Source organism: Nonomuraea sp. NPDC052129, from assembly GCF_040680095.1.
Classification (GTDB): Bacteria; Actinomycetota; Actinomycetes; order Streptosporangiales; family Streptosporangiaceae; genus Nonomuraea.
In genome coordinates, this window is record NZ_JBFAVX010000045.1 from 36,065 (window position 1) to 62,385 (window position 26,321).

The window sequence follows — 26,321 nt, forward strand, 5'->3', positions numbered from 1 at the left end:
GTGACGCGGCTCCACTTAACACCACTAAGAGTAAAAATACAACTAGTGTAAAAAAAGTCGTGATGTAAGCTCATCCTCGTGGAGGAGACACGGCGCGAGCGCAAGAAGCGCCAGACCAAGCAGCTGCTCGTCAGCACCGCGTACCGGCTGTTCAGCGAGCAGGGCTACGAGCGGACCACCGTCGCGCAGATCACCTCCGAAGCGGATGTGGCCACGAAGACGTTCTTCAACTACTTCCCGAGCAAGGAGGACGTGCTGTTCTCCGACGCCGAGCACTACTACGAGGCGGCGCTGGAGGTCCTCGCCGAGCGGGCATCGGATGAAGGAGTCCCGGAGCTGCTGCTGCGGACCTACGACCGGGTCATCACCCGCTACCTCGCCGACGGTCCGCTGGCCGGCGACCGCGAGCGGATGGAGGTCTACGGCAACCTGATCATGACCGTCCCGGCCGTACAGGCGAAGGCCCTGCATGTGCTGTTCGACCTGCAGAGCAAGATCGCGGGCGCGTTCGTGAAGGCCTTCCCGGACGAGCTGGACCCGATCAGCGTGGCGGCCGCGCTCGGCTCCCTGCTGGGCGCCGTCCAGGCGGCGACGCGCGCCTGCGGGGAACTGCACGGCCATTCGGAGGAGGAGTACTTGAAGGCGGGCCGACGTGCCGTCGAGATCGCCATGCGCGGACTGGGGGCATTGTGAAGTGACGGTCATGCCGTACCTGGATCGCTTCGGCCCGTGCGGCGAACAACCCCTCGCCGACCGGATCCGTCGAGCGGGGTCGAGCCGGCCGCCACCTCTTCCGGCTGGTCCTGCGCTACGGCGATCGCGAACGCCCTACCGATACGACCGGTGGTGATCACGACCGATGGTTGACGGCGTGGATGTGACGAGGTCGCCGACGGGTTCCCGATCGTGGGCGGTGCCGTGGCCGGTGTGGCTGGTGGCCGGGCTGATGGTCGCCGGGTTGCTCAGCCTGTCGGGGGCGTACGGCTTCCATGGTGACGAGATGTACTTCGCGGTGGCGGGGCGGCATCCGGCGTTCGGGTACGTGGATCAGCCACCGCTGACGCCGTTGCTGTCGGCGGCGTCGGTCGCGATCCTGGGGCCTCGCCGACGGCGGTGCGGATCCTGCCGGCGCTGGAGATGGCCTCGGTCGTGATGATCGTGGGGTTCATCGCCCGCGATCTGGGTGGCTCGTGCCGGGCGCAGATACTGGCCGCGGTGACGGCCGGCGTCTCGGGGTATCTCGGCGCGGGGCATCTCGACACCACCACCGAACTGGACCTGCTGGTCTGGGCGGTGGTGATGTGGTTACTGGTGCGGCTGCTCGCCGGCGGGGATCAGCGGCTGTGGGTGGCGGTGGGGCTGAGCGCGGGCATCGGGCTGGAGAACAAGGACACGCTGCTGTTCCTCGCCGCGGGGCTCGCCATTGGGGTGCTGCTGTGCCGGCGCTGGGAAGTCGTCCGCTCACCGTGGGCGTGGGCCGCGGCCGTGATCGCGGCCATGATGTGGGCACCGAACCTGGCATGGCAGGCCGTGAACGGCTGGCCGCAGCTGACGATGGCCTCGCAGATCGCCGGGTACGCGGCGACGAACCGCGCCCAGGTCCTGCCTTTGCTGTGGCTGTTCACCGGTCCCTTGCTGTTCCCGGTCTGCGTCATGGGCCTGGTCTGGGTGCTGGGGTCGCGGGCGGCCGCGCTTTGGCGACCGCTGGGGGTCGCCGCCCTCGTGGCCATGGTCTTGGTCCTGCTCAGCGGCGGCAAGGCGTACTACGCGATCGGCAGCGTCGCGCTGTTCATGGCGGCCGGCGGGATCGTCCTGGACAAGTGGATCGCCCGGGGCCATCGACGGCTCAAGATCTCGGGGTTCGGCGCGGCGGGCGTCGCCTCCGGTGGGCTGATCGCGCTGCTGACCCTGCCGGTCCTGCCGGTCGCTGCTTACGCCGAGACCACCCTGCCGGCCACGGTGCCCGACGTGGCCAACCAGATCGGCTGGCCACTGTTCGTGGCGACCGTGGAACAGGTCGTGGCCGGGCTGCCCCCGGCGCAACGCGCCCACACGGTGATCCTTGCCAACAGCTACAGCGAGGCCAGCCCTCTCATCCTCCTCGGCAAGGGCCTGCCGCCGGTCCACTCCGGCCACAATTCCTACTGGACCTGGGGACCTCCGCCCGCCGAGCGCACCGTCGTCGTCCACGTCGCCGAGGCGGAGCGAGAAAACCGGCTGAGCGAAGTCGGGCGCCCCGGCGACGCCTGTTGACGGGACACCCCGATCCTTGCATGGGTGCACCTGCGAGCGTGAACCGATTCTCCGGCCAAGATCAGACGGAAGTTCAGAGAACTCGGCTACGTCGCGGCATCCCAGCACCTTCAGGCGAAGAGGGTCAGGCCGCCGATCGTGTAGCAGATCATCAGGACGAACAGCGGGATCTGTCCCGCCACCGCCCTGTCGGGCCGCAGCAGGCGGACGGATCGGTCATGCGCGGCGACCACCCCCACCACGTGCCCGATCACGATGGCCAGCACCTGGACCGTGGCAATCGTGGCCGGGCTGACCACGTTCTGGTCCACCGAGGCGTCGAGGCCGAGTGACAGGATGATCGCGCGCTGGCTCTCGATGAGCAGCAGCGAGAAATAGTGGGCGATCAGGTAACCGATCGCGATGGGCACCAGCGAATGGGCGAAGCGGGGCGCCAGTCCCCTGGTCCCGCCGATCAGGCCGACCAGCCCGAGGCAGGCGCCGTACAGCACCGCCACCCCGGCGATGGCCGCCAGCAGGCCGAGCGTGCCTAGCCCGGCCCTGCCCAGGGAGCCGGACTGCAGGGCGTTCACCCAGGCGGGCGACGAGGAGAAGCCGTCGTAGCCGGTGCCGCCGAGCAGTACGCAGACGGTGGCCACCAGGCCGGGGGCCGGTTCGAGGGCGTCAAGGCCGTCGAACGGATTCCGCAGCACCGGCTTGCCGTCGGCCCGCCTGCCGAAGGGTGACAGATGGCCGATCAGGGTCGAGTACACCTCGAACGGGTCACCCCTGGACAGCCACGCGTGGCCGTACACCAGGGTCCCGGCCAGCTGCGCTGTGCCGTACAGGCCGCAGAAGACCAGCAGCGTCGCGGGCGCGGCGGGCTCGGGCGCGACCAGCTCCATCCAGGTGTACGCCAGCAGGCCGACGGCGGCGGGCCAGTAGCCGAGCCGCGGTGGCAGTGGCGCGCGCGGCCGGTCGGGCAGCAGCCGGAACGGGTTCAGCACCCGCCACACCGGCCCGAACAGCAGCGAAGCGGGCACGAGTCCGACCCAGAAGAGCACATACACCAGGTACGGGCCGGCGTTGCCGTCAGCGGGGCCGACCACGAGCCAGACCAGCGTGTACGCGACGGCCAGGAGGGTGAGCACCCGCAACGGCCGGGCAGGCAGGCGCAACGGGAGCACCCACCCCGCCCGATCGCCACGGAAGCGGGAGTCCGCCCAGAGCAGCCCGAGCGCGAGAAAGGACAGCACGAGCGCGGCGAATGCCCCGGCATAGGCGTAGAAAAGCGGAATCGGCAGATCGCTGCGACTACCAACCCCATGCGCCAGCACGCCGACCGACCCGGTGACGCCTGTCATCGCACCGCCACCTGGGTGAGTACGAGCTTGCTCCGGTGTGTCTCCACCTGGAACACGCCGGTCAGGTCCGCCGTGAACCGCAGCGTCACCGGCTCGCCGGGGCGCAGCTCGGCTTTGAGGTCGTAGCCGTGCACGTGTAGCTCGTCCGCGACGTCGCTGGTCACCGTGATGCTGACCGGCTGCCCCTTGGCCACCTCCAGCCACCCCGACGGCGGGTTCACCTTGCCCCCGGCGATGACGATCGCCGCGTTCGGCCGCGCGCTGGGCTGTCCCGTGGAGACCTCGTGGCTGTTGCCGGGATTGTGGTGGGTCTGCGACAGCGGCCCGCACCCCGCCACCAGCACACACGCCAACGCACACGCCGGGGCACACACCAGGACACGCGCCCTGGCGCACGCCAGAGCACACACCAGGGCGACGACGGCTCTCCTCACGTGAGCACTCACTTGAGCACTCATGTGAGCACTCACCCGAGCACTCACGCCGGCACCCCCGCCTCAGCCGACGCCGTCTCCGCCGTACCGCCGCGCCGCCTGGGCGCCAGGACGACCACCGCGCAGAGCACCCAGAACCCGGTGAGCAGCCCGCGAACCCAGCCGGGCCCCAGCGGGATCACCGGAATCAGATAGACCACCCGGTCGAACGCGTCCACAGCCGCCAGCACCCCCAGCACGATCGTGAACCAGCCGAACACCGGCCGCCCCCGCCGCAGCGCCGCGCCCAGGCAGAGCCACCAGCCCGCCATGAGCAGCAGCGCGAGCGCCGCCCCCAGCGTCCCGCCCGTGGCGGCGGCCACCACGTCGAACGCCAGACCCAGGAACCCGCACAGGCTCCCGGCCACGACCAGCCGATGCCGGTACTCGCTGCGCGCGGCCATCGCCGGGGGCACCCCGTTGGCCGCCGGATCGCCCTTGCGCCGCCGTACGGCCTGGCCGGTCCGCCGCCAGAACAGGACCGCGATCAGCGCGAGCACGGCCGAGCCGCCCAACGCGAGCTGGGCCTCCACCTTGCCGAGGCCGGTGGCGCCGAACCAGTCGCAGCCCGCGGGCAGCCGCGCCTGCGCGGCGCTGAAGTCGGCGCACAGGTAGAGCTTGATGAGTTTCACCGGCTCGGCCAGCCAGCGGCTGGAGCCACCGGACAACGCGGGCGCCTCAGCCGCGCAGACCGGCAGCACCGCGGGCGAGGCCCGGCCCACGTCGGCCTGCCAGCAGTTGCCGGTCCCCTGGCCGTCCCACCAGACGTCCAGAGCGTTGGGGCGCTGCTCGCCGGTGGGACTCACGCCGAAGACGTTGCCCTCGTAGCGGTTGTAGTTGGAGGTGTCGGCCTGCTTGGCGAGGTCGTTCTCGCCCCTGATGAACGCGGGGACGCCGAAGAGCCCGAAGGCCGCGCGATTGTGGCCCCAGATCTGGTTGTTCTTGAAGACGTTGTAGTTGCCGCCCGCGACCAGCACGCCGGTGCCCGGCGGGGCGCCCGTCTGGGAGCAGACCACGCCCTGCTCGTAGCCGCGCTGGGCCGGCGGCTTGGCGCAGGTGCCGTTGCGCGTGTACTCGTAGTAGTCCTTGTTGTTGTCGTGGATCTTGTTGTTCTCGAACTTGGCGTGGTTCTGCGGCAGGCCGGGGTGGCTGGGCCAGAGGCTGTCCATCGTGGCGCCGACCATGTTGTCGTAGAACTCGTTGTCGTGGACCCACATGGAGTCGCCCGCGGTGCCCGAGTAGCCGAGCGCGTTGTCGTGGCTCTTGCAGCGGCGGATCTCGATGGCGTAGCGCGGGACCTCGTGGCCGCGGCCGTTGTTGAGGTTGGAGGCGCTGCCGGGGTAGAGGCCGCCGTCGCCGTTGCCGTACGCCTCGCAGTCGGTGTAGAGGCCGTGGTCGCTGGCGAAGGTCAGAAAGCCGTACTCGTCGTTCCAGCGGGTGAGCACCTGGTCGATGACGAAGCCGTCGGTCTCCAGGATGTACAGGGAGTTGAAGGTGGTGCGCTGGGCGGTGAGGTTCCTGAAGTAAACACCGTCGGTACGGTCGGCGCGGATGGCGTTCAGCTTGCGGTACTGAGCGTCGACGATCACGTCGAGGGGGGACGCGCCGGTGCCCTCGATCTGGAGGTTCTTCTTGCCGAGGATGGCGACGAGGTTCTGGTTGTGCGGGCAGCGCTGCTGCTGTTCGAAGGAGAGGATCTGGTAGCCCCAGGTGGACCAGCGGGCCGGGAGGTGGGCGCAGTCGCCGGTGGGGGCGGCCTGGCTGGGCTCTTCCTGGTAGAGGCCGGGGAGTACGGCGATGGTCATGCCCGGCCGGTCGACCTGGTCGACGGCCTCCTGCAGATCCCTCACCCCCTTTTCGCGACATTTCGCGAAGAGGTGGAGGTTGCGTTGTTTGATGGGTTCCGGGAAGGTCGCGATTCTTCGGGCGAAGTCGTCCGCGTCTGTTTTACAGACCAGCAGATCGGGCTCCGCCCTGCGTAAGACGGGTAAGGTGCCCGAACCGTCGGGCAGCGTGACCGGGCGCTCTTCGTGGGCCAGCGCCGGGGCGGCGAGCATGAGCAGCAGGGACGAACTCAGGGCGACGACGGTGGCGAACCTGCGCATGGGGGGCATGGCCGCGAGGCTAGAACAGGACTCATGTTCTGCCTAGAGCCAAGATCAAAACGGCCGGGAGAATCTCCCGGCCGTCCGAACCTCAATCCTGAGAGCTGATCTCAGCTCTGGGGCCCGATCCCCGCTATGACCGCGTCGACGATCCGCTCGGGCAGGTCGGCGGGCAGATCGCCGGCGGGCGCCCACTTGGTGTGGTGCATCATCGTCCCGGACAGCATGGCCATGGCGAGATCGACGTCGAGGTCCGGCCTCAGCTCGCCAGAGGCGACGCCACGCTCCAGCGTGCCGCGCATGGCCAGCTTGCGCGGCTCGACGGCGCGCTTCATGAAGCGCTCCATCAGCCGCGGGTAGCGATCCGCCTCGCTCATCGCGATGTTCATCACGCACCGGCCCCGGGACTCGCCCGCTTCCTTGCGGATCACTTCCAGCAGGACGATCAGGTCGTCGCGCACCGACTCTTGGAGTAGCGGCGGCAGCGGTGCCCTGAGCGTGGCGAGCGCGTCGACCACCAGGTCCTCCTTGTTGGACCAGCGCCGGTAGATGGTCGTCTTGCCGACGCCCGCCCTCGACGCGATCGCCTCGATGGACAGCTCCGACACGCCCATGCCCTCGGCGATCAGATCGAGTGTCGCCTCGATGATCGCCTTCTCGGCCTTTTCGCTGCGCGGACGGCCCGCCGGACGGGCCGTCGTGGATTCCTGGATCGTCATCGCGGCCTCACACTACCGCTGGTTCTTTCTTTTCCACCTGCTGGACCGGGCGTGCCTTGCCCGGCATCCACTTCAGCACCACCAGCACGCCCAGCAGCGCGATGACCGCGGAGACCAGGGCAGTGGTGTGCATGCCGTGGAGGAAGGCGTTGAAGGCGGGCTGGATCAGCGCCTGCCCATGCTGGCCGAGGGCGTGCGCGGCGCCGACCGTCGCCATGATCGACTCACCGGCGGCGTGCTGGGCGTCGGCCGGGAGGCCGAGGCCGGACAGGGCGGGCGCGATCTCGCCCCGGTAGCTGGAGGACAGCACCGAGCCGAGCACAGCCACGCCGAGCGCGCCGGAGATCTGCCGGACGGTGTTGCTCATGGCCGAGCCGACACCGGCCTTCTCCCTGGGCAGCGCCTCCATGATGGCGGTGGTCGCCGGGGGCATGATGTTGGCCATCGCGGCGCCCTGCACGAAGAAGATGATCTCGATGATCACGATCGGCGTGCTCTGGTCGAGGAACGCGTAGCTGGTGAGCGCCGCGGTGACCACCAGCATGCTGACCACGGAGGAGAGCTTGGCTCCGAAGCGCTGGTTAACCCGCTGGCTGAGCGGCGCGAAGATGAGCTGCGCCGCGGCGAACGGGATCATCAGCGCGCCCGCCTGCACCGGGGTGAAGCCCAGCACGATCTGCATGTAGAAGGTCAGGAAGAACATCCCGCCCATCATCGCGAAGAAGACGATGCCCATCATGCCGATGGCGGAGGAGAACCGGACGTTGCCGAAGTTGCGCACGTCGAAGGCGGGGTGGTCGGTACGCCGCTCCCACCAGACGAACGCCGCCAGCACCGCCACACCGATCAGCGTCGGGGTGAGCACCTCGGCGGAGGCAACGGTGGCCAGCTCGCCGCCGCGGATGATGCCGTAGACGATGGCGACCAGGCCGATGATGGACAGCACCACGCCGATCGGGTCGAGCTTGGACGGCTTGGGGTCACGCGACTCCGGCACGACCGTGCCGATGAGGATCATGCTGATGATCACGATCGGCACGTTGACCAGGAAAACCGAGCCCCACCAGAAGTGCTCGATCAGCACGCCGCCGGTGATCGGGCCGATCGCCACCGCCAAGCCGACGCCACCGGCCCAGACGCCAATGGCCTTGCCCCGCTCACTCGGCGGGAAGACGTTGGAGATGATGGCCAGGGTCGCCGGCATGATGGCCGCGCCGCCGATGCCCATCGCCGCCCGGGCCAGGATCAGCTGCATCGGATCTTGCGCGTAGGCACTGGCCAGCGAGGCCAGGCCGAACATCAACATGCCGATGAACAGCATCCGCTTGCGTCCGGTGCGGTCACCGATCACCCCGAAGGTGAACAGCAAGCCGGCGAACACCAGCGTGTAGGAGTTGATCGCCCACTCCAGCTCGCTCTGGGTCGCGCCCAGACCGACAGTGGGGTCCGCGATGGTCTTCATCGCCACGTTGAGGATCGTGTTGTCGAGCACGACCGCCAGCAGGCTGAACACCAGCACGCCGAGGATGGGCCAGCGGCGTGGATGTCCTGTGTTCGCATCCATGGAAAGCACCTTAATTTCGATACGCTTGAGTTTCGCAACGCTACCGTATCGCAAGGATATTCCGATACGCAACGGACTCGTTTCGTAAGGGTTAACTCGTGGCGACGACTGGCTCGGCCGACTCCGTGACCACGGTCGGCGGCGCCTCGACCGGCTGGGGTCGCCGCCGCCAGAACGGCAGCGCGACCAGCACCATCGCCACCCCCGTGAGCCCGGCCACCACGAACGCCCAGGCGGGACCGTGCGCGTCGATGATCGCTCCGGCGACCGGCGCGGAGAGCGCCCCGCCGATCAGCAGGGCGGTGCCGTGGAAGCCCATCGCCTCTCCCCTGGCGCCCGCGGGCACCCAGCGGCTGACGGTGTCGACCGTGGAGGACAGCGAGGGAGCGCAGAGCACACCGGCGGGCAGCAGGGCCAGCATGAGCCACCACCAGTCGCCACCGGCCAGCGAGGCCAGAACGGTCAGCAGCCCCATGCCCGCGATGAGGGCCAGGGGCGAGACGCCGCGCGACAGCCCACCGTACACGAAGCCGCCCGCGAGTGAGTAAAGGCACCAGATGGCGACCGCGAGCCCGATCCACGGAGTCTGACCGGCATGCTCCATGGTGCCGACCAGGGCGAGCTCGGTCGCGGTGAGCACGAACGTGGCCGCGGCCACCGTGCCCAGCAGCGCGACGAAGGCGGGCGTGAGCCACTGCCGCCGGGGCACCCGCATCGCGGGCGCCCTCAGCTCCTCGGCCGACCGGGTCGGCGGGTTGAGCGCGATCAGCGCCACGCCCGAGCCGGTCAGCCCGACCGCGATGGCCGCCAGCGTCGGCCCGCTGCCGAGGGTGGTCATCCCGGCCACGGCCAGCGCCGGGCCGACCATGTAGGCGAGCTCGACCAGCATCGAGTCGAGCGAGAAGCCGGCCCTGCGATGCTCGACCGGCACCATGGCCGCCAGGCACTGCCTGATCACACTGAACACCGGCTGCCCCAGCAGCCCCGCCACCGCCGCCGCCACGACCAGCCCCGCGTACGGCAGCGCCCACGCGCCCGCCCAGAACGCCGCCTGCGCGACGGTGGTAACGGTGAGGATCGGCCGCAGACCGTATTTGTCGACGAACCTGCCCGTCAGCGGCGACCCGACGGCCATGCCGACCGTGCTGGCCATGGTGACCAGCCCCGCCTGCCCGAAGCCAAGCCCCAGGCCGTTGACGACATAGAGCGTCAACGCCATGCCTGTCGCGGTGGTGGGGATGCGGGCGATCAGGCCCACCAGGAGTAACGTACGCACGCCGGGCAGCCGGAACAGCCGCTTGTAAGGGTCGAGAGCCATGTTGATTGCTTACCTCCAGGTCCATTGTGGCAAGCGGCACCGACAATTCCGCCACTGGTTATCGCCGTGCGCGGTCAGCCTCGTGCCATCATCGGAAGGGTCCGGGTACGCCACAGGGGCGCCTCGAGACTTCACCGGAGGGTTTGTCATGTCCTCTTCCATCACACTGAACGGTTCCACCACGTTGTACGGCGGCGCCACCGACCGCCGCGTCACCGTCCGAGACCTGATCGCGGCCAAGGAGCGCGGAGAGAGGTGGCCCATGGTCACCTCCTACGACGCGATGACGGCCCGCGTGTTCGACCAGGCGGGCATCCCGGTCCTGCTGGTCGGCGACTCGGCGGCCATGGTCGTCTACGGCTACGACTCCACCCTGCCCGTCACGGTCGACGACCTGCTGCCGCTGACGGCCGCCGTCGTCCGCGGCTCCGCGCGCGCCCTCGTGGTCGCCGACCTGCCGTTCGGCTCGTACCAGGGCTCGGCCCAGCAGGCGCTGGAGACGGCGGCGCGCTTCATGAAGGAGGCCGGCGCGCATGCGGTCAAGCTGGAAGGCGGCCGGCGCGTCCTGCCGCAGGTCGAGCTGCTGGTCTCGGCGGGCATCCCGGTCATGGGGCACCTCGGCCTGACTCCGCAGTCGGTCAACGTCCTCGGCGGCTACCGCGTCCAGGGGCGCGGCCAGGCGGGCGACGAGCTCATGTCGGACGCCAAGGACCTCGAACGGGCGGGCGCCTTCTCGGTGGTGCTCGAATGCGTGCCCACCGAGCTGGCCGAACGGGTCACCGCCTCGATCGCCATCCCGACGATCGGCATCGGCGCGGGACCGGCCACGGACGCGCAGGTGCTGGTGTGGCAGGACCTCATGGGGCTCACGCCGCGCCCGGCCAAGTTCGTCAAGCAGTACTCGGGGCTGGCCACGGAGATGGACCGCGCCGTGCGCGCCTTCGCGGCCGACGTGACCTCGGGCGCCTTCCCTGAGGCCGGCCACTCGTACGAATGACGCGAGTGACCGGCCACGGCCATCCCCCTGGACACATCCCGACAAATGGGAAAAAGTTTATTGACAGCTTATAGTCCGGCCGGTTGGAGTGCGCGTCATGCCTTTCGTGGGACGAGAGCACGAACTCCGCCAACTGGCCGACGCCCTGAGCCGTCCCCCGCTCGTCCTCCTGATCGAGGGCGAGGCGGGGGTCGGCAAGACCCGGCTGCTGCATGAGCTCACCGGCCAGCCGATGCTCGTCGGGAGCTGCCACCCCATGCGGTTCCCGTACGGGCCGGTCGTGGAGGCATTGCGCGAGGTACGCCCGCTACGCGACCTCAACCCGATCACCGGGGCGTTACGCCCGTTCCTCCCGGAGTGCGGCCATCTGCTGCCGCCCACCCCGCCTCCGATCCAGGACGCGATGGTGGAACGGCATCGGCTGTTCAGGGCGGTGCTGTCGCTGCTGGGCTCGCTGCGGCCGATCACGCTGGTGGTCGAGGATGTGCACTGGGTCGATCCGGGGACCAGGGAGTTGCTGGCGTTCCTGGCCCGCTGCCTGCCCGACGGGGTCAACCTGGTGGTCACGTACCGCACAGAGGACCTGAGCCATCCCGTGACCGAGTTGCTGGCGCATCTGCCACCGCGGATCGACCACGCCGAGATCGCCCTCGCCCCGCTCGCCACCGCCGAGACCGCCCTCCTGGTCAAGCACCTGCTGCCGGGCGCGGCCGACCTGTGGCCGCTCACCGGCGGCGTACCCCGCGCCATCGAGGAGCTGACCCGCATGCTGGCCGACGGCCAGGAGCCGGGCACGCCGCCCGCGCTGCGCGACGCCGTGCTGGTGAAGCTGGCCGCGCTGCCGCGCGCGGCGCGCCACATCGTGCAGGCGGCCTCCCAGGTCGAGCATCCGGTGTGCGAGGACGTGCTGACGGGCGTCGCGGGCGTGCCGCCGGAACAGGGCGAGCGCGGCCTCACCGAGGCGGTACGGTGCGGCCTGCTGCGCGAGTGGGCACCCGGCAGGTACGGCCTGCGCCAGCCGCTGGTCAGGCAGGCCGTCTCGGAGACGATCACCCCGGCGGCGAGCCGACGGCTCCGGCGCAGGCTCGCCGGCCCGGCCGCACCTCAGGGCACGCTGTCGCCGCGTGAGGAGGAGGTGGCCAGGCTGGCCGCGGACGGTCTCACCAACAAGGAGATCGCCGAGAGCCTGTTCCTGTCGCCGCGCACGGTGGAGGTGCACATCGCCAACGCGCTGCGCAAGCTCGGCCTAACCTCACGCAGGCAGCTCAACGTCGGCACTACGTAGTCGCGCAATACGTGTCCTCCACGTATGGCCGCGAGCGCGCTTCTGACTCATGTTTTCTGTGATCCCCATCCAATCCCCCAGGAAGGGTTCACACCTGTCATGCGTCCACGCACCCTGATGCTCGCATCTCTCGTCGGCGCGCTGGCTCTGTCCGCGGCGCCGCTCCCCGCCTCGGCCGCCGCGCCGGAGACCAGCACGTACATCGTCCAGCTCAACCCCAACGTCCGCGCCGGCACGCAGGCCGCCGCCCAGGACCAGGTCAGCAGGTACGGTGGGCACCTGATCGGCGTCTACGAGGACGCCTTCAAGGGTTACACCGCCACCCTGACCGCGGAGGCAGCCGAGAAGCTCCGGCAGACCCCGAACGTGCTCACCGTCGAAAAGGACGCCGTCGTCACGGCGTTCGCGCAGACCGTCCCGACGGGCGTCCGGCGGATCTTCGCCCCGTCCAACGCGAACCTGGACATCGACGGCGTCGACGACGTCCAGATCAACACGGACGTGGCCGTCGTGGACACCGGGGTGGACTACACCCATCCCGACCTGAACGTGGTGGCCCGGACCAACTGCGTGACCGGCGTCTGCGTGAACAACACGGGCACGGACGACAACGGCCACGGCTCGCATGTCGCGGGCATCATCGGCGCGCGCGACAACACCATCGGCTCCGTCGGCGTGGCCCCGGCCGCCCGCATCCACGCGGTGAAGGTGCTCAACGCGGCCGGCTCGGGCACCCTGTCGGCCATCGCCGCCGGCCTCAACTGGGTCGTGGCCCGCGCCTCCACCATCGAGGTCATCAACCTGAGCCTCGGCTGCAACGGATGCACGAGCAGCGCGATCAGCACCGCGATCACGAACGCCACCAACGCCGGCATCGTGGTCGTCGTCGCGGCGGGCAACAACCACGCGAACGCCTCGTCGTTCTTCCCGGCCAACCACCCCGACGTGGTCACCGTCTCGGCGCTGACCGACAACGACGGGCTGGCGGGCGGCCTCGGCGGCAGCACGCTGTCGTGCCGCAGCGAGACCGACCAGGACGACACCTCGGCGTTCTACTCGAACTTCGGCGCCACGATCGAGATCGCCGCACCCGGCACCTGCATCTACTCCACGTGGATGAACGGCGGCTACAACACGATCAGCGGCACCTCGATGGCCAGTCCGCACGTCGCGGGCGCGGCCGGCATCCTCACCTCGGGCGCCCGCAAGCCCACCACCAGGGCAGGGGCGCTGGCCGTGCGGAGCAAGCTGATCTCCACCGGCAACTCCAACTGGACCGACGACTCGGGCGACGGCGTCAAGGAGCCGCTGCTCGACGTACACGACGCGACGCAGTACTGACCTCTCCCCCTCCAGGTGCCCGGCACGCCGGGCACCTGGAACGTCAGGCGAGCGTGGCGGGGTCGGTGTTAGAGCCGCACACCACGACCGCGACCCGCTCGCCGTCGGCGGGCACGTACGCCCCGGACAGCAGCGCGGCGTACGCGGCCGCTCCCGCGTGTTCGGTGGCCAGCCGGTGCTCCTGCCAGAGGGTGCGGCGGGCGGCCACGATCGCGTCGTCGGACACGAGCACGCTCTGGACGTCCGCCCGGGAGAGGACGTCGTAGGCCACGCCGCCGACCTGGCTCGCGCCCAGCGCGTCCGCTCCCACACCGCTGACCTGCACCGGCACCGGATGGCCCGCCCGGAGCGCCTCGTGCAGAGTCGGGCACAGCACCGGCTCGACGGCCACGATCCGCGGCCCGCTCCCGACACCGACCGTGATGCCCGCGGCGAACCCGCCGCCTCCCACGGCCATCACCACCGTGTCCACCCCGCCCGTCTGCGCCATCAACTCCAGGCCCGTGGTCCCCTGTCCCGCCACGACCTCCGGCTGGTCGTAGGCGTGCACCGAAAGCGCCCCGGTCTCCGCCGCCCGCTTGGCCGCCGCCTCCGCGGCCTCCGAGTAGATGGCCCCGACCTGGTTGATCTCCGCGCCCAGCCGTCGCAGCCCGGCCACCTTCACCGGGCTGGTCACCTCCGGCACGAAGATCTCCGCCCGGACGCCCAGCGCCCTGGCGGCGTAGGCGACGGCGAGCCCGTGGTTGCCGCCGCTGGCCGCGATCACCCCGCTCGGCGGCAGCTCACCGGCCGACAGGATGCGGTTGAACGCCCCCCGCACCTTGAACGAGCCCGAGTGCTGCAGCTGCTCCAGCTTGAAGAACAGCCCGGGAGAGATCTCGAGCACCGGTGTGCGCAGCACATGCCCGCCGATCCGCTCGGCCGCGCTCGTCACGTCCTGGTACGTCACCGTCATCGAGATCTCCCTCCGAACATTTAGGCATTTTCCTAAGTCCCTAAGCGCTATGTCAACGCCTGGGAGATGTCCGCCCACAGATCCTCAGGGTGCTCGATGCCCACGGCGATGCGTACGGTGCCCTCGCTGACCCCGTGCCTGGCCAACTCCTCGGCGCTGAGCCCGAGGTGCGACGTGGTCGCCGGGTGCATGACGAGCGTCTCGACACCGCCCAGCGAGGGAGCCAGCAGCGCCAGCTTGATCGAACTCATGAACTTCTCGCCGGCGGCCCGGCCGCCGACGAGGTCGAAGGAGAACACGCCGCCGAAGTCGGGCAGGAGCTTGGCCGCCAGCTCGTACGACGGGTGCGACGGCAGTCCCGGCCAGTGCACGGCGGCGACCGCCGGATGCTCGGCGAGCCGGGTGGCGAGCAGGCGGGTGTTGGCGCAGTGGCGTTCCATGCGCAGCGCCAGCGTCTGGATCCCGCGCAGCGTCAGCCACGCGGCGAACGGGTCCGCCGAGGCGCCCAGCTTGGTCGCGAAGCGCCACGCCTTCTCGTACAGCTCCTCGTCGGCGAACACCGCGATGCCGCCCACCACGTCCGTGTGCCCGGACAGGTACTTGGTCGTGGAGTGGACGACGACGTCGGCGCCGTGTTCGATGGGACGGCACAGCATGGGTGTGGCGAAGGTGTTGTCCACGACGGACACGATGCCGAGTTCCCGCGCGACGGCGAACATCCCGGGCAGGTCGGCGACCTGGGCGATCGGGTTGGCGATGGTCTCCAGGTAGACGAGCCTGGTCTCGGGACGCACGGCGGCGCGCAGGGCGGCGGGGTCGTCCTCGGGCACGTAGGTGACCTCGACGCCGAACCTGGCGACCAGGTCGTTGATCATCCCGGCCGTCCCGCCGTACAGGGCCTTCTGAGCGATCAGGTGGTCGCCCGGCTTGAGCAGGCCCAGCAGCACGGTGTTGATCGCGCCCATGCCGGAGCCGGTGGCCATGGCGGCGACTCCGCCCTCCAGGCCGGAGACGGCCAGCTCCAGGGCTCGGACGGTGGGATTGCTGTAACGCCCGTACACGAACGGGCCGTCGGGGCGGCCCATCGCGTCGGCCATGATCGCTGGGTCGTCGAAGACGAAGCCGGAGGTCTGGTAGATGGGCATCGTGATCGGACGGCTGCCCTCGATGGGTGGCTGGGGCAGATGCACGGCTCGGGTCTCGGGGTGCAGTTCGCTCATACAGCGAGAATGTCCCAAGATGTGGCTCTTTGTCAGATCCAATGATAGAGAATTGGTCCATGAATGGGGCCAATCTTGATGACCTCGTCGACCTGCTGGGCCGCTGGGCGTCCGGGCGCGGGCCTCTCTACCTGCTGCTCACCGGCCGCCTGCGGGCGCTCATCGACGACGGCGTACTGCCGCCCGGCGAGCAGTTGCCGCCCGACCGGGCGCTGGCCAGGCGGCTGGCGGTCGGCCGGGGCACCGTCGTGGCCGCCTACGATCTGCTCCAGCAGGAGGGGCGCGTGGTGCGCCGCCAGGGCAGCGGCACCCGCGTCGCGGCCTGCGACCTGCCCTCGACCCGTGCCACGGACAGCGTCGTCGCCAACCCGCTGCTCCTGCACATCCTCCATCCCCCGGACGGCGTACAGCTGCTGACCTGCGCCGCCCCCGACGACCCGCCGCCCGAGCTGATCGAGGCGTACCAGGAGGCGGCCGGCCGCCTCGCCGGCCTGCGCGACCTGGGTTACCAGCCCGCCGGGAACCCCACCCTGCGCGAGGCCGTCGCCGCCTACTACCGCGAACGCGGCGTGCCCACCACCGCCGGGGAGATCCTGGTCACGAACGGCGCGCAGCAGGCCCTGACGCTGCTGGCGGGCCTGCTGGTCGCGCCGGGCGACACCGTGCTGACCGGGTCGCCGACGTACCCGGGCGCGCTGGAGGTGTTCAGGCACGCCGCCGCGGCCGTCCGCCCGGTGACGCTGGCCCCGGTCCCCGCCGAGGCGATGCGCGAACGGCCCGCCCTGGTGTACGCCGTGCCGACGGCCAGCAACCCGACCGGTTCGATCATGGAATCGGCCGACCGGCGGCGCCTGGCCGCCCTCGCCGCCGAGTACGACGTGCCGGTGATCGACGACGAGGTCTGCGCGGAGCTCTGCTTCTCCGGCGAGATCCCGCCGCCGCTGGCCGCGTACGGGCCCAGCGAGCAGGTGATCACGATCGCCTCGCTGAGCAAGCTGGTCTGGGGCGGGCTGCGGGTGGGCTGGATCCGGGCATCCGCGCCGCTGGTCTCACGGCTGGCCCGGCTGCGGGCCGTACACGATCTGGGGGGCGAGATCCTCGGCCAGCTCGCCGCCGCCACGCTGCTGGGACGACTGGACGAGATCAGGCGGGCGCGCGTACGGATGCTGCGGGCGCGCCACGACCACCTCTGCGCCGAACTGCGCGAACACCTGCCCTCGTGGGAGTTCGAGCCCGCGCGCGGCGGCCAGACCCTCTGGGTACGGCTGCCGCGCGGCGAGGCCGACTCGTTCGCGCAGGTGGCGCTCAGGCACGGGGTGGCGGTGCCGCCGGGGCGCTCGTTCGACCCGCTCGGCGGGCATGCCGAGTACACGCGGCTGCACTTCCTGTTCCCCGAGGAGGAGCTGTCGCGGGCGGTCGCCGGGCTGGCGCGGGCCTGGCGCTCCTACGACGGCACTCACGAGCCCGCCGCCCGCCACACCCTGATCGTCTGATCCGCTCTCCGCTGAGTCCGCCGACAGCTGACATCGGCGTGGCCGCATCATCGCGTGCGGGAAAGTAAGCAGCATGAACGTGACGTTCGTGCTCGTGCACAGCCCGTCAGTGGGGCCTTCGACGTGGACTCCGGTGGCAGAGGCCCTGGGGCGCAGGGGTTATGCCGCCGTGGTGCCCGACCTGACCGGGGTGGCACGGAGCGGCTCGCCGTACTGGCCGAAGGTGGTGGAGGCGGTGCGCGCGGCCGCGCCCGAGACGCCGCTCGTGCTGGTCCCGCACAGCAACGCCGGGCTCTTCCTGCCGGTGATCAAGGAGGGGCTGGGCGAGCGGGTGGTGTCGTGCGTGTTCGCCGACGCGCACATCCCGCCCCGTGACGGGCTGGTGCGGGCGGCGCAGGAGGAGTTCCTGCCGTTCCTGCGCGATCTGGCCGACGACGACGGCGTGCTGCCGCGCTGGACCGACTGGTGGAGCGACGACGACGTGGCCGCCATGCTGCCCGACCCGCGCGTCCGCGCCACGGTGGTCGAGGAGCAGCCGCGCCTGCCGCTCGGCTACTACACCGAGCCCATTCCCGTCCCCGCCGGATGGGACGCGGTCAGGTGCGCCTGTCTGTGGTACGGCCCGCCCTACGACAAGGTGGCCGAGGAGGCGCATGGGCGGGGCTGGCCCGTGCTGCGCACGCCCGGCGAGCACCTGCAGCAGGTCGTCGATCCCGAGGGGGTGACCGACGCGCTGCTGAAGCTCTCGCGGAAGTCGTGAATTCTTCACGGGCGCCGATCACCATGTCCCGAAATAGTCGTACACATGACAGCAATTCAGGTGGAAGAGGCAAGGAAGAGCTACGGGGACTTCGCGGCGGTCAAAGGCATCTCGTTCGAGGTGGCCGAGGGGGAGATCTTCGCCCTCCTGGGCCGGAACGGCGCGGGCAAGACCACGGCGATCGAGCTGCTGGCCGGGTTCCAGCGACCGGACGGGGGCGCCTGCCGGGTGCTCGGCCTCGACCCCGTACGGGATCGGGCGGCCATAAGGCGGCGCACCGGCATCATGCTGCAGGAGGCCGGGTTCTTCCCGGATCTGACCGTCGCGCAGACCGTCGACATCTGGCGTGACTTCACCGCCGCGCCAAGTCCCCGCGACGAGGCGCTGGAGCTGGCGGACCTGCTGCCGAAGGCGGGCACACGGGTGCGCCAGCTCTCCGGCGGTGAGAAGCGGCGGCTCGATCTTGCTCGTGACCCATTACGTCAGCTTCTCGGCCCTGAAGTGAAGGACCGAGCTTGCAGCTCCTCGTCGCACCTGGGGGGTACGGGTCAGGCCGCGTCGTCGGCAGCGTGACTCACTGCCCAGCCCGCAACGCCACGGGTGGCGATGTTGCGGGCTGCGTTGACGTCGGCGTGCTCAGCGAAGCCGCACGACGTACAGGCGAACGTTTCCTGGTCAGGTCGATTCTTCTTGTCCACATGGCCGCAGTGTGAGCACTGCTGGGAGGTGTACGCCGGATCGACGTAGACCAGCGCCACTCCCGCTCGGGCGGCTTTGTAGCCGATGAAGGCGCCCAGTTGGTGGAAACTCCAGGAATGCAGGGTGACCCGCTGGGGCTTGCGGAGCCGTACCCGGTCGCGGATGCCCTGGAGGTCTTCCAGGGCGATCCCGCGTCCGGTGCGTTTCGCCTCGGTCACGATGGTCTTGGAGATCACATGGTTGGTGTTGGCGGCGAACCGCGCTTCCTTGCGCCGCCGCGCCTTCAGCAGGCGTTTGGCGCTTTTGGTGTCCTTGGCCTGCAACCGGCGGCGCAATTGGCGTTGCCGGTGGCGGTGCGCGTTCAGCGTGGCGCCGCTGTGCCGCACGCCGTCGCTGGTCGTGGCGATGTTGGCGATCCCCACATCGACTCCCACGAACCCGCCCACCGGGTCGGCTGTGGGCACATCGGGCAGTTCGCAGGTGGCGATCAGGAACCAGCAACCATCGCGGTAGAGCAGATCCGACTCGCCCTTACGACGGCGGGCCAGCATCGACAGCTGGTCGGGCGAGGCGATGAACGCGACCTCGCGCAGCCGCCCCGCCACCGTCCGGATGGAGACGGTCCCCGCCTCGACCTGCCATGACAGGCACCGGTCGTCGAATGGCTGGGCCGCGTCCAGCCGGAAGGCGATCGGCTTGCTCTCGGCCTTCACCCGCCGCTTGGAGTCCTTGTCGCCGAGGTTGCCGGCGCGGATGTTGGCCCGCAAGGTGGCGTACGCGTCGGCCACTTTCTTGATCGCGTGCTGGGCGGTCTGCGTGGACAGCCCGAAATCGTTCTTAACCAGCCCATAGGTGATCTTCCGCAGGTCATGGCCCCGAAAGATCTTCCGTTGGAAGGCGAGTCGGGACACCTCGTTGGCCGCCCGATTCACCGCGTGCAACGTGGCCGCCAGTGCCGCTGCCTGCTCGGGCGTCGGCAGCAGCTTCACCGGCACCACCAACCTCATATCGAACACACTAGCGGTTGGATGCATGTCACCGCGCTGGAAACCGAACCCCGATATCCAAAGGAGGCGAAGCGTGGTCCACCGCCGCCACGCCTACGTGGTCTTCACACCAAAGTAGGTGGCGCGGGGGTATCGGGAGTTGTGGCTGGTGAGCGAGGTGGATCGGGCGGTGGCCCTGCTGGAGACGTCGGGGGTCGGATGCCAGGCACATCTGGTCGACGCCGCGCTGTCAAGGCAGTCGGAGACGGCGTTGGTGTGGGGCGTGCGGGAGGCGGTCACCAACCTCCTGTGGCACAGTCGCCCATCACCTGCACGATCAGCACGTCCCTGAAGGAGGGCCGGCTCCGGCTCGAAGTGGTCAACGACGGCGCCCATGATCTCAGTAGGGATGACCCCGGCGGCCATGAGCTCGGCCGCCGTTCTCCCGACTACGGCGGCGGGCTGACGGGGCCGGCGGGACGGCCACCGCCTCCGCGACCGGCACCCGCGGGTACCGCCTGTCGATGGAAGTACCCGCGTGATCCGGGTACTGCTGGCCGCAAGGACGCCCCCGGAAACCGCCTCGCCGACGCCATCAGACGCACCGCCGCCGGACTCCGGGCGCTGGACGCGGAGCTGGTGGCATCGGCGATGGAGTACGGCGAGAGCCCCCTCCCCCAGCTGGAGAGCACCGTACTGAAGGAGGCCGCCCGTGGCGCGTCGGCGGAGGAGATCGCCGCCCGCCTCCACCTGTCGGCGGGCACGGTGCGCAATCACCTCACGGGAGCGATCACGAAGACGGGCGCCCGCAACAAGATCGACGCCATCCGCATCGCCGAGGACGCGGGCTGGCTTCTTTGACGGTCAGCGGGCTGGCTCCTTTGACGGTCAGACGTCGGTGACGCGTACTCCGGCGTGGGCCTTGTAGCGGCGGTTGATGGAGATCAGGTTCGCCGTCATGGCCTCGACCTGGAAGGCGTTGCGAAGCCGCCCGCCGTAGATGCCCCGCACGCCCGGAATGACCGACGCGAGCGCCTGCACCGTGTCGGTCGCCTCGCGGTCGTCACCGAGCACCAGCACGTCCAGATCGACCTTCTCCACGGCCGGATCCATCAGCACCACCGCCGACACGTGGTGGAATGCCGCCACCACCCGGCTGTCCGGCAGCACCGCGGCGGCCTGCTGGGCGGCGCTCCCCTCCTCGACGGGCAGCGCGTAGGCGCCCTGCTTGTCGAAGCCCAGCGGATTGACGCAGTCGACCACGATCTTCCCGGCCAGCTCGGTGCGCAGCGACTCCAGCAGCGCCTTGTGCCCGTCGTACGGCACCGCCACGATCACCAGATTGGCCTCGGTGGCGACCACCGCGTTCTCGGCCCCCCGGGCGCCGGAGCCGATCGACTCGGCCGCCTCCTGGGCCCGCCCCGCGTTCCGAGACCCGATCAGCACCGGGTGCCCGGCCAGCGCGAACCGCCGCGCCAGCCCCTTCCCCTGGTCTCCGGTCCCGCCCAGAATCCCGATCGAAACACCGCTCACAGTCATGTCGCATTCCTATCAGCTCGTTTGACCTCTGAGCGCAGCGGGCTGGTGCGGTGACGCGCTTCATGGTACGGATCCGGCGAGATCACATCGCAGTAGGAGGTCTTCCTTGCGCTTATCCATCGCCCTCCTCAGCATCGCCGTTCTCCTCACCCCCACGGCCGCGACGGCTGACACCGTCGAGCCGCCCCCACCCGCTGTACGGGACTTCGGCAACGGTCCCGAGCGGAACGAAGTAGCGGCTGACGTGCCCGATCAGAGCGCCGCGCTCCGTGTTCCTGCGGAGGAGCCGTACTTTCATGATCAGGACCGCGGCTACCCCAGGCAGAACCAGCTCCCGATCCCCGCCGAGAACCCTGCCGACGCCTCCATCAAGCTCGGCCTCGTGCCCTACCACGGCATCGCGCCCAGGCTCAACGACCTGCAGCGGCGCAGCAAGCGGGTGAGCGCGGAGATCATCGGCCGCTCGTACCAGGGCCATGACCTCTACCTCGTCACCGTCACCGCGCCGGAGAGCCGCGACGAGGCGCGCGAGCAGAGCAGGATCCGCGACCGCGTCCAGCACGACCCGGCGGCGGCCCGCGACCGGGGGCTGCCCAGGAGGTACAAGGCGCCGCTGTTCGTCAACAACAACATCCACGGCAACGAGTGGGAAGGCACCGACGCCGCCCTGCGGGTGATCGAGGAGCTCGCCACCAGCACCGATCCCAAGGTCGCCGACCTGCTCAAGCGCACGCGGCTGTACTTCAACGTCACCGCCAACCCCGACGGCCGCGTCAACGGGGTGCGCGTCAACGGCGCGGGCTTCGACCTCAACCGCGACTTCGTGACCGCCTCGCAGCCCGAGGTACGCGCGATGCGCCAAGTGATGATCGACACCCAGCCGGTCACCATGATCGACCTGCACGGCTACGTCAACGGCACCCTCATCGAGCCCACCACGCCGCCGCACGGAGCCAACTACGAGTACGACCTGTTCATCAAGAACACCTACGCCAACGGGCTCGGCATGGAGGCCGCCATCAAGGCCCTGGGGCACACGCCCGAGGCCGACGGCGTGTTCCCGCCGCAGATCCCGTTCCGGGACTCCGCGGAGGGCTGGGACGACTGGCCGCCGATCTTCAGCCCCCAGTACGCACCGTTCCATGGCGCGGTCGCCTCGCACACTGTCGAGATCCCGCTGCGGGTCAACGGCTCGGACTACACCAATCTGCCCGTCGAGGAGCTGCGCCGCCGCTCCGGGATCAACACCGCCATCGCCGCCGCCGCGATCCGGGCGACGTACGGCTTCGTGCAGGCCAGGCACGACCAGCTGATCACCGACCAGATCGAGGTCTTCCGCCGGGGCGCCGCGGGCGAGCCGTCCAGGACCGTGCCGCTGGGCATCGTGCCCGGCTTCGGTCCGGAGGACGTGTACAACACCGCCTTCCCCCGGGCGTACGTGATCCCGGCGGGCGGCGGGCAGCGCTCCGCCACGGCCGCGGCCCGGCTGGTGGACCACCTGATCGCCAACGACGTCGAGGTGGGTCGGGCCAAGCGCTCGTTCAGGGCGGGCGGCAGGACGTACCCGGCGGGCTCGTACGTCGTCGACATGCGGCAGGCCAAGCGCGGACTGGCCAACGTGATGCTGGAGGCGGGCGCCGACATCTCACCCAGGGTCGATGCCATGTACGACATATCCGGCTGGAGCCACGCCCTGCTCTGGGGCGCCACCGTGGACGCCGTCACCTCCCTCCTTGCTTTCCAGACGGCGCCCGTCAAGACCGCCGCCCCGACGGGCTCGGTCCCGAGGGGCCATGGCCCGCTCGCGTTGAAGGTGACCGACGCCAAGGAGGTCATGGCACTGAACGCGCTGCTGGCCCAGGGCGTGGCGGTGACCTGGACTGATGGCGGCACCGCGCTCATCCCGGCCACCGCGCGGCAGACCGCGCTTGTTCTGTCCGACCGGTACGGCGTGGCGTTCACCCCGGCACATACCCCGGCGGGCACCTCGGCAGGCTCCGCCACGGGCAGGCCGCTGTCCCAGGTGCGGATCACGGCGGCTGCGTCGGCTGATGAGCTGTTCACGCTGCGCGAGCTGGGCTTCCCCGTCACCCCGATCTCCACGGCCACGCTCAACGGCGGCTTCGACTGGAGCACGACCGACGTCCTCTTCGTCTCCAGCGGGCTGAGCTACGCGGCGCTCAACCCGACGGCCAAGGCGGCGCTCGACACGTTCCTCACCTCGGGCGGCGTGGTCACCAGGGGCAGCACCGGCGCCGCCTTCAACACGGCCGCCGGACTGCTCACCGCGACGTCCGTCGCCGGGCGCGGCGACGCCAACGGTGTGGCTCGGGTGGTCTCCGCGGGCGGTCCGGTGGGCGGCGGCTCGCCGGCCTACTCGTTCGTGTACTCGCCGCGCTGGTTCACCGGGCTCGGGCCGGAGGTCACGGTCGAGCAGGCGTACGCGGCGGAGGGACCGCTGGTCGCCGGCCACTGGCGCCCCAACCCTGACGGGACCGGCGGCCAGGACGCGGCCAGGGGCCAGGCGGCTGTGGTGAGCGGGCGTGACGAGCGGGGCGCGGCGGTGGTGCTGTTCGGCACCGAGCCGCTGTTCCGCAACCACCCCAAGGGGCTGTTCCCGCAGGTGGCTCGGGCTCTGTACTGGTCCGCATCCGTCAGGGGCGCGGCCGTCACCACGCCCTGATCCCTACAGACCGCCACTTTGAGCGAGCCCGCAGGGGCTGTGGGCTCGCAGGCGACATGGGCCGGTCCCTGCCCGGAGCGTGGGCCGGTCCCTGCGCGCGGCCTGGGCCGGTCCCTGCCACGCGGCCTGGGCCGGTCCTGTCGACAAGGGCCTACTAGATTGTCCCGTTCTTCAACGACCGCTATCCCGGCGTTGTCCGGCCGGTTGATTTCGGTCAATTAGATCTGGCATTTGATCGGACCTGCTCACGGGCGCGATTCACCCCGCCCGCGGCGCAGTCCATGCAGCGGAGGAACCCCCTGATGCGAGTTGTCCCCCTCTTCACCACGACGGTCGCCATCCTGACCGGCCTCGTCGGACTGGCCGGGCCGGCCACCCCGGCCACGGCACAGACCACACCCACGCCCACGCCCGCCGACATCACCCACACGCGGCCCATCGAGGTCCGCCGCAACCACCCGGACACGCGGATTCCCGTCGTCGTCCGGAAGTCCGGCGAGGCCCTCATCGACCTGAACGCATCCGCGCCAGGCACGGACTGGGCCAAGGCAGGCGCCGAATCGGCCGTCGTATCCATCTCAGTCGACAACCGCTATGTCGCCGACCTCGTGGTCTCCGGCGACCAGCCCCTGCACAGGCAACTCGCCCTGGGCCGACTCAAAGCCGGAGTACACCAGCTGCGCCTGCACTTCGCAGGCGAGCGCTCCGCTGCGGCGAGCAAATCAGTCGCGGTGGACGCACTGAAGGTCTCCACATACGCGCCGGGAAGCCCCGAATACCTGGTGCTGCGCTACGCACCCGTCGTCTATGGCCGCAACATCGCCGCCCTCGGCAACCCGTACCAGAACGCGACCACCGACACCCCGCTCATCGCCTGGCATGACGCGGCACCGGCCACCACCCCCGGCCACACGAAGCTCACGTACTCGGTGATCTGGAGCAACGAGGACGGCGGCACCAACACCCCCGCGCTGATGGCCCGCTGGGGCCGCACCACCGACATCGAGTGGATCTACAGCGTCGAAGTCGACCAGAACGGCGACCGGGTCGCGGGCAGCGACACCTACCAGGCCCCCGACCACCAGACACTTCGCTTCTCCGGCCGGTACGAGAACGACCACGCACTCCTGCAGACCTGTACGTCGAACAACAACATGTGCGACACCGTGGACGACCCGATGCGGTTCTTCCTGTCGTACCTACCGACGCTGCCGGCCAACCAGGCTCGCGAGTACCTCATGGACGCCAATCCCTGGACGTACGAGATCATGGCCAAGGAAATGCTCCGCGAGGGCAAGATCGAGACCCCCTCAGCCACCACACCGACCACGCCTGACGTGAGCGACCAGCGCAACTACCTGTACACGGTGGTCAAGAAGACCACGCAACCGGCCAACGCGGGCTCGTCCTGGGTCGGCGTCTCGCTCGGCGTACGCCTCGTGAACGGCGAGACCGTGTATCTGTCAAACCACGTGGACCCGACCTGGTCCCTCCAGCGCGACGACCCGGCGGCAACCACGGTCGAACTGCCCGCGGGCACGACGGCTGACGACATCGCCGAGGTGACCGCCCACCGCGTCGTGGTCGGCACCGACACCGGCGCCACCGTGCACATCACCGGAATCAAGCGCGGCTTCCTCCTCGGCCAGAACTACCTCCCCCAGCAGTCGTTCCTGACCTGGAACGGCGACGTCACCCTCGACAGCACCACCACCTCAGCCGTCCTCTGGCACCGCTGACACCACGGCTTGGCGGGCGCCAGCGGGTGCCCGCCATGCCCGCAATGGACGGCCTGGGAGGCGCGACCGCGCTGGGGACGTGTCCGGACTTGTGCAGTGAGGGAACCACACTTGATCGACTATCCAGGACATCCCAAAACACCTCATTTCCGCCCTCCCGCCCTTGTCGCGCAGGCAGACGTACCGTTCCTCGTGGACATCTCCGCCCACACCACCCGCCGCTGATAACCCTCATCGCGCACACCCCATCCGGCCGCGACCGCCTCCACCAGCCACAGCCCCCGGCCCCCACAGTCGTCGGCGTCGGCGTTGCGCACCTCGGGAACGGTCAGCGCCCCGTCGTCGATCACCTCGATGTAGGCCGTCACGGCATCCACGGAGGAGATCTCCACCGTGACGAAGCCACCAGGCTCGCCAGAAGCAATGTGCGCCACGGCATTCGCCACCAACTCGCTGACCACCAGCCGGACGTCGTCCACGTCATCGTGCCCGGCAACCGTCAGCACCTCCCCCACGCACCGGCGAGCCACCGACACCGAACGCTTCACTCCCGGCAACACGATCTCGGCCAGGAACAGCCCGCTCATGCCGCGACGCCCAGAGTGGCGCGAGCGGTGAGAAAGCCGTAACCGCCGCCCGCCGAGGCCGTGTCGTGGGCCAGCCACATGGCCAACCGCGCGCGTTCGAGTGCCACCAGCCGGGCCAGGCCCCGGTCGGCGGCGGGCCGCGTGGACGCGATCAGACGGGCCGGCCAGGCCACCCAGAGGAAGACCAGTTCGACGATCCCGAGAGCCGTACCCGTGAGTACACCGACCAGGGTGCGCGTGAGACGGTTACCTGACATTGTCG

The 26,321-nt window shown here is 69.9% G+C and carries 25 protein-coding genes; 12 read left to right on the forward strand and 13 right to left on the reverse strand.

Features of this window, described 5'->3' with window-relative positions; genetic code table 11:
- The first annotated feature begins 78 nt into the window (after positions 1-78).
- The 3 genes from AB0L53_RS53060 to AB0L53_RS53070 all read left to right on the forward strand — a co-directional run bounded on the left by AB0L53_RS53060 (position 79) and on the right by AB0L53_RS53070 (position 2,253).
- Positions 79-693 carry a TetR family transcriptional regulator gene (locus AB0L53_RS53060; RefSeq protein ID WP_364012697.1) on the forward strand — a complete coding sequence of 205 codons (615 nt, stop codon included), beginning with the start codon at positions 79-81 and terminating at the stop codon, positions 691-693.
- A 178-nt stretch (positions 694-871) separates the two neighbouring features.
- Complete coding sequence (locus tag AB0L53_RS53065; protein WP_364012700.1) at positions 872-1,153, forward strand: hypothetical protein; 282 nt, start codon at positions 872-874, stop codon at positions 1,151-1,153.
- The gene (locus AB0L53_RS53070) at positions 1,114-2,253 is read left to right on the forward strand and encodes a glycosyltransferase family 39 protein (protein WP_364012703.1); all 1,140 of its coding nucleotides are present in this window, start codon (positions 1,114-1,116) and stop codon (positions 2,251-2,253) included. Before AB0L53_RS53065 ends, AB0L53_RS53070 begins: the two co-directional genes overlap by 40 nt.
- 110 nt (positions 2,254-2,363) lie before the next feature.
- On the opposite strand, the gene AB0L53_RS53075 is transcribed toward AB0L53_RS53070, so the two are convergent.
- The 6 genes from AB0L53_RS53075 to AB0L53_RS53100 form a co-directional block, all read right to left on the reverse strand.
- Positions 2,364-3,596 (reverse strand): hypothetical protein, encoded by a 1,233-nt coding sequence (locus AB0L53_RS53075; RefSeq protein ID WP_364012706.1) that lies wholly within the window; start codon positions 3,594-3,596, stop codon positions 2,364-2,366.
- A complete protein-coding gene (locus AB0L53_RS53080; RefSeq protein WP_364012709.1) occupies positions 3,593-4,030 on the reverse strand; it encodes a hypothetical protein in 438 nt (145 codons plus the stop codon). The genes AB0L53_RS53075 and AB0L53_RS53080 overlap by 4 nt, the downstream gene beginning before the upstream one ends.
- A 44-nt stretch (positions 4,031-4,074) precedes the next feature.
- A complete protein-coding gene (locus tag AB0L53_RS53085; protein WP_364012712.1) occupies positions 4,075-6,183 on the reverse strand; it encodes a right-handed parallel beta-helix repeat-containing protein in 2,109 nt (702 codons plus the stop codon).
- A 101-nt stretch (positions 6,184-6,284) separates the two neighbouring features.
- Positions 6,285-6,893, reverse strand: coding sequence for a TetR/AcrR family transcriptional regulator (locus AB0L53_RS53090; RefSeq protein ID WP_364012715.1), 609 nt, complete (start codon positions 6,891-6,893; stop codon positions 6,285-6,287).
- A 7-nt stretch (positions 6,894-6,900) separates the two neighbouring features.
- A complete protein-coding gene (locus AB0L53_RS53095; protein ID WP_364012718.1) occupies positions 6,901-8,457 on the reverse strand; it encodes an MFS transporter in 1,557 nt (518 codons plus the stop codon).
- Positions 8,458-8,548: 91 nt separating this feature from the next.
- The gene (locus tag AB0L53_RS53100; RefSeq protein WP_364012721.1) at positions 8,549-9,775 is read right to left on the reverse strand and encodes an MFS transporter; all 1,227 of its coding nucleotides are present in this window, start codon (positions 9,773-9,775) and stop codon (positions 8,549-8,551) included.
- A 148-nt stretch (positions 9,776-9,923) separates the two neighbouring features.
- Here AB0L53_RS53100 and panB point away from each other — a divergent pair, with 148 nt between their 5' ends.
- From panB to AB0L53_RS53115, 3 genes are all read left to right on the forward strand, one after another.
- Positions 9,924-10,772 (forward strand): 3-methyl-2-oxobutanoate hydroxymethyltransferase, encoded by an 849-nt coding sequence (gene panB, locus AB0L53_RS53105; protein ID WP_364012724.1) that lies wholly within the window; start codon positions 9,924-9,926, stop codon positions 10,770-10,772.
- Positions 10,773-10,869: 97 nt separating this feature from the next.
- Complete coding sequence (locus tag AB0L53_RS53110) at positions 10,870-12,057, forward strand: AAA family ATPase (RefSeq protein ID WP_364012727.1); 1,188 nt, start codon at positions 10,870-10,872, stop codon at positions 12,055-12,057.
- A gap of 99 nt (positions 12,058-12,156) precedes the next feature.
- Positions 12,157-13,398 (forward strand): S8 family peptidase, encoded by a 1,242-nt coding sequence (locus AB0L53_RS53115; RefSeq protein WP_364012730.1) that lies wholly within the window; start codon positions 12,157-12,159, stop codon positions 13,396-13,398.
- A gap of 43 nt (positions 13,399-13,441) precedes the next feature.
- Here AB0L53_RS53115 and AB0L53_RS53120 read toward each other — a convergent pair whose 3' ends face one another.
- A complete protein-coding gene (locus AB0L53_RS53120) occupies positions 13,442-14,353 on the reverse strand; it encodes a threonine/serine dehydratase (RefSeq protein WP_364012733.1) in 912 nt (303 codons plus the stop codon).
- A 47-nt stretch (positions 14,354-14,400) separates the two neighbouring features.
- Positions 14,401-15,573, reverse strand: a complete 1,173-nt coding sequence (locus AB0L53_RS53125) for an aminotransferase class I/II-fold pyridoxal phosphate-dependent enzyme (RefSeq protein ID WP_364012736.1) — start codon at positions 15,571-15,573, stop codon at positions 14,401-14,403.
- Between the two features lie 59 nt (positions 15,574-15,632).
- Between AB0L53_RS53125 and AB0L53_RS53130 the strand changes: the two genes are divergently transcribed.
- From AB0L53_RS53130 to AB0L53_RS53140, 3 genes are all read left to right on the forward strand, one after another.
- Positions 15,633-17,066 (forward strand): PLP-dependent aminotransferase family protein, encoded by a 1,434-nt coding sequence (locus AB0L53_RS53130; RefSeq protein WP_364012739.1) that lies wholly within the window; start codon positions 15,633-15,635, stop codon positions 17,064-17,066.
- Positions 17,067-17,139: 73 nt separating this feature from the next.
- On the forward strand, positions 17,140-17,826 hold the full coding sequence (locus AB0L53_RS53135) for an alpha/beta hydrolase (protein ID WP_364012742.1): 687 nt from the start codon (positions 17,140-17,142) through the stop codon (positions 17,824-17,826).
- 45 nt (positions 17,827-17,871) lie between these two features.
- Positions 17,872-18,399 (forward strand): ABC transporter ATP-binding protein, encoded by a 528-nt coding sequence (locus AB0L53_RS53140; protein WP_364012745.1) that lies wholly within the window; start codon positions 17,872-17,874, stop codon positions 18,397-18,399.
- Here the strand turns inward: AB0L53_RS53140 and AB0L53_RS53145 are convergent.
- Positions 18,375-19,532: a transposase gene (locus tag AB0L53_RS53145; protein ID WP_364012749.1), complete on the reverse strand. Its 1,158-nt coding sequence runs from the start codon at positions 19,530-19,532 to the stop codon at positions 18,375-18,377. The genes AB0L53_RS53140 and AB0L53_RS53145 overlap by 25 nt on opposite strands.
- Before the next feature lie 93 nt (positions 19,533-19,625).
- Entirely contained in the window at positions 19,626-19,811 is a 186-nt protein-coding gene (locus AB0L53_RS53150) for a hypothetical protein (protein ID WP_364012752.1), read from the reverse strand.
- Between the two features lie 9 nt (positions 19,812-19,820).
- Here AB0L53_RS53150 and AB0L53_RS53155 point away from each other — a divergent pair, with 9 nt between their 5' ends.
- Positions 19,821-20,372 carry a LuxR C-terminal-related transcriptional regulator gene (locus AB0L53_RS53155; RefSeq protein WP_364012755.1) on the forward strand — a complete coding sequence of 184 codons (552 nt, stop codon included), beginning with the start codon at positions 19,821-19,823 and terminating at the stop codon, positions 20,370-20,372.
- Between the two features lie 27 nt (positions 20,373-20,399).
- On the opposite strand, the gene npdG is transcribed toward AB0L53_RS53155, so the two are convergent.
- Positions 20,400-21,050: an NADPH-dependent F420 reductase gene (gene npdG / locus AB0L53_RS53160; protein WP_364012758.1), complete on the reverse strand. Its 651-nt coding sequence runs from the start codon at positions 21,048-21,050 to the stop codon at positions 20,400-20,402.
- Positions 21,051-21,156: 106 nt separating this feature from the next.
- Between npdG and AB0L53_RS53165 the strand changes: the two genes are divergently transcribed.
- Positions 21,157-23,733: a M14 family zinc carboxypeptidase gene (locus AB0L53_RS53165; protein ID WP_364012761.1), complete on the forward strand. Its 2,577-nt coding sequence runs from the start codon at positions 21,157-21,159 to the stop codon at positions 23,731-23,733.
- Between the two features lie 302 nt (positions 23,734-24,035).
- A complete protein-coding gene (locus AB0L53_RS53170) occupies positions 24,036-25,472 on the forward strand; it encodes a hypothetical protein (protein WP_364012764.1) in 1,437 nt (478 codons plus the stop codon).
- A 143-nt stretch (positions 25,473-25,615) separates the two neighbouring features.
- Here AB0L53_RS53170 and AB0L53_RS53175 read toward each other — a convergent pair whose 3' ends face one another.
- Entirely contained in the window at positions 25,616-26,059 is a 444-nt protein-coding gene (locus tag AB0L53_RS53175; RefSeq protein WP_364012767.1) for an ATP-binding protein, read from the reverse strand.
- On the reverse strand, positions 26,056-26,316 hold the full coding sequence (locus tag AB0L53_RS53180; protein WP_364012770.1) for a hypothetical protein: 261 nt from the start codon (positions 26,314-26,316) through the stop codon (positions 26,056-26,058). Before AB0L53_RS53180 ends, AB0L53_RS53175 begins: the two co-directional genes overlap by 4 nt.
- Positions 26,317-26,321 lie beyond the last annotated feature (5 nt).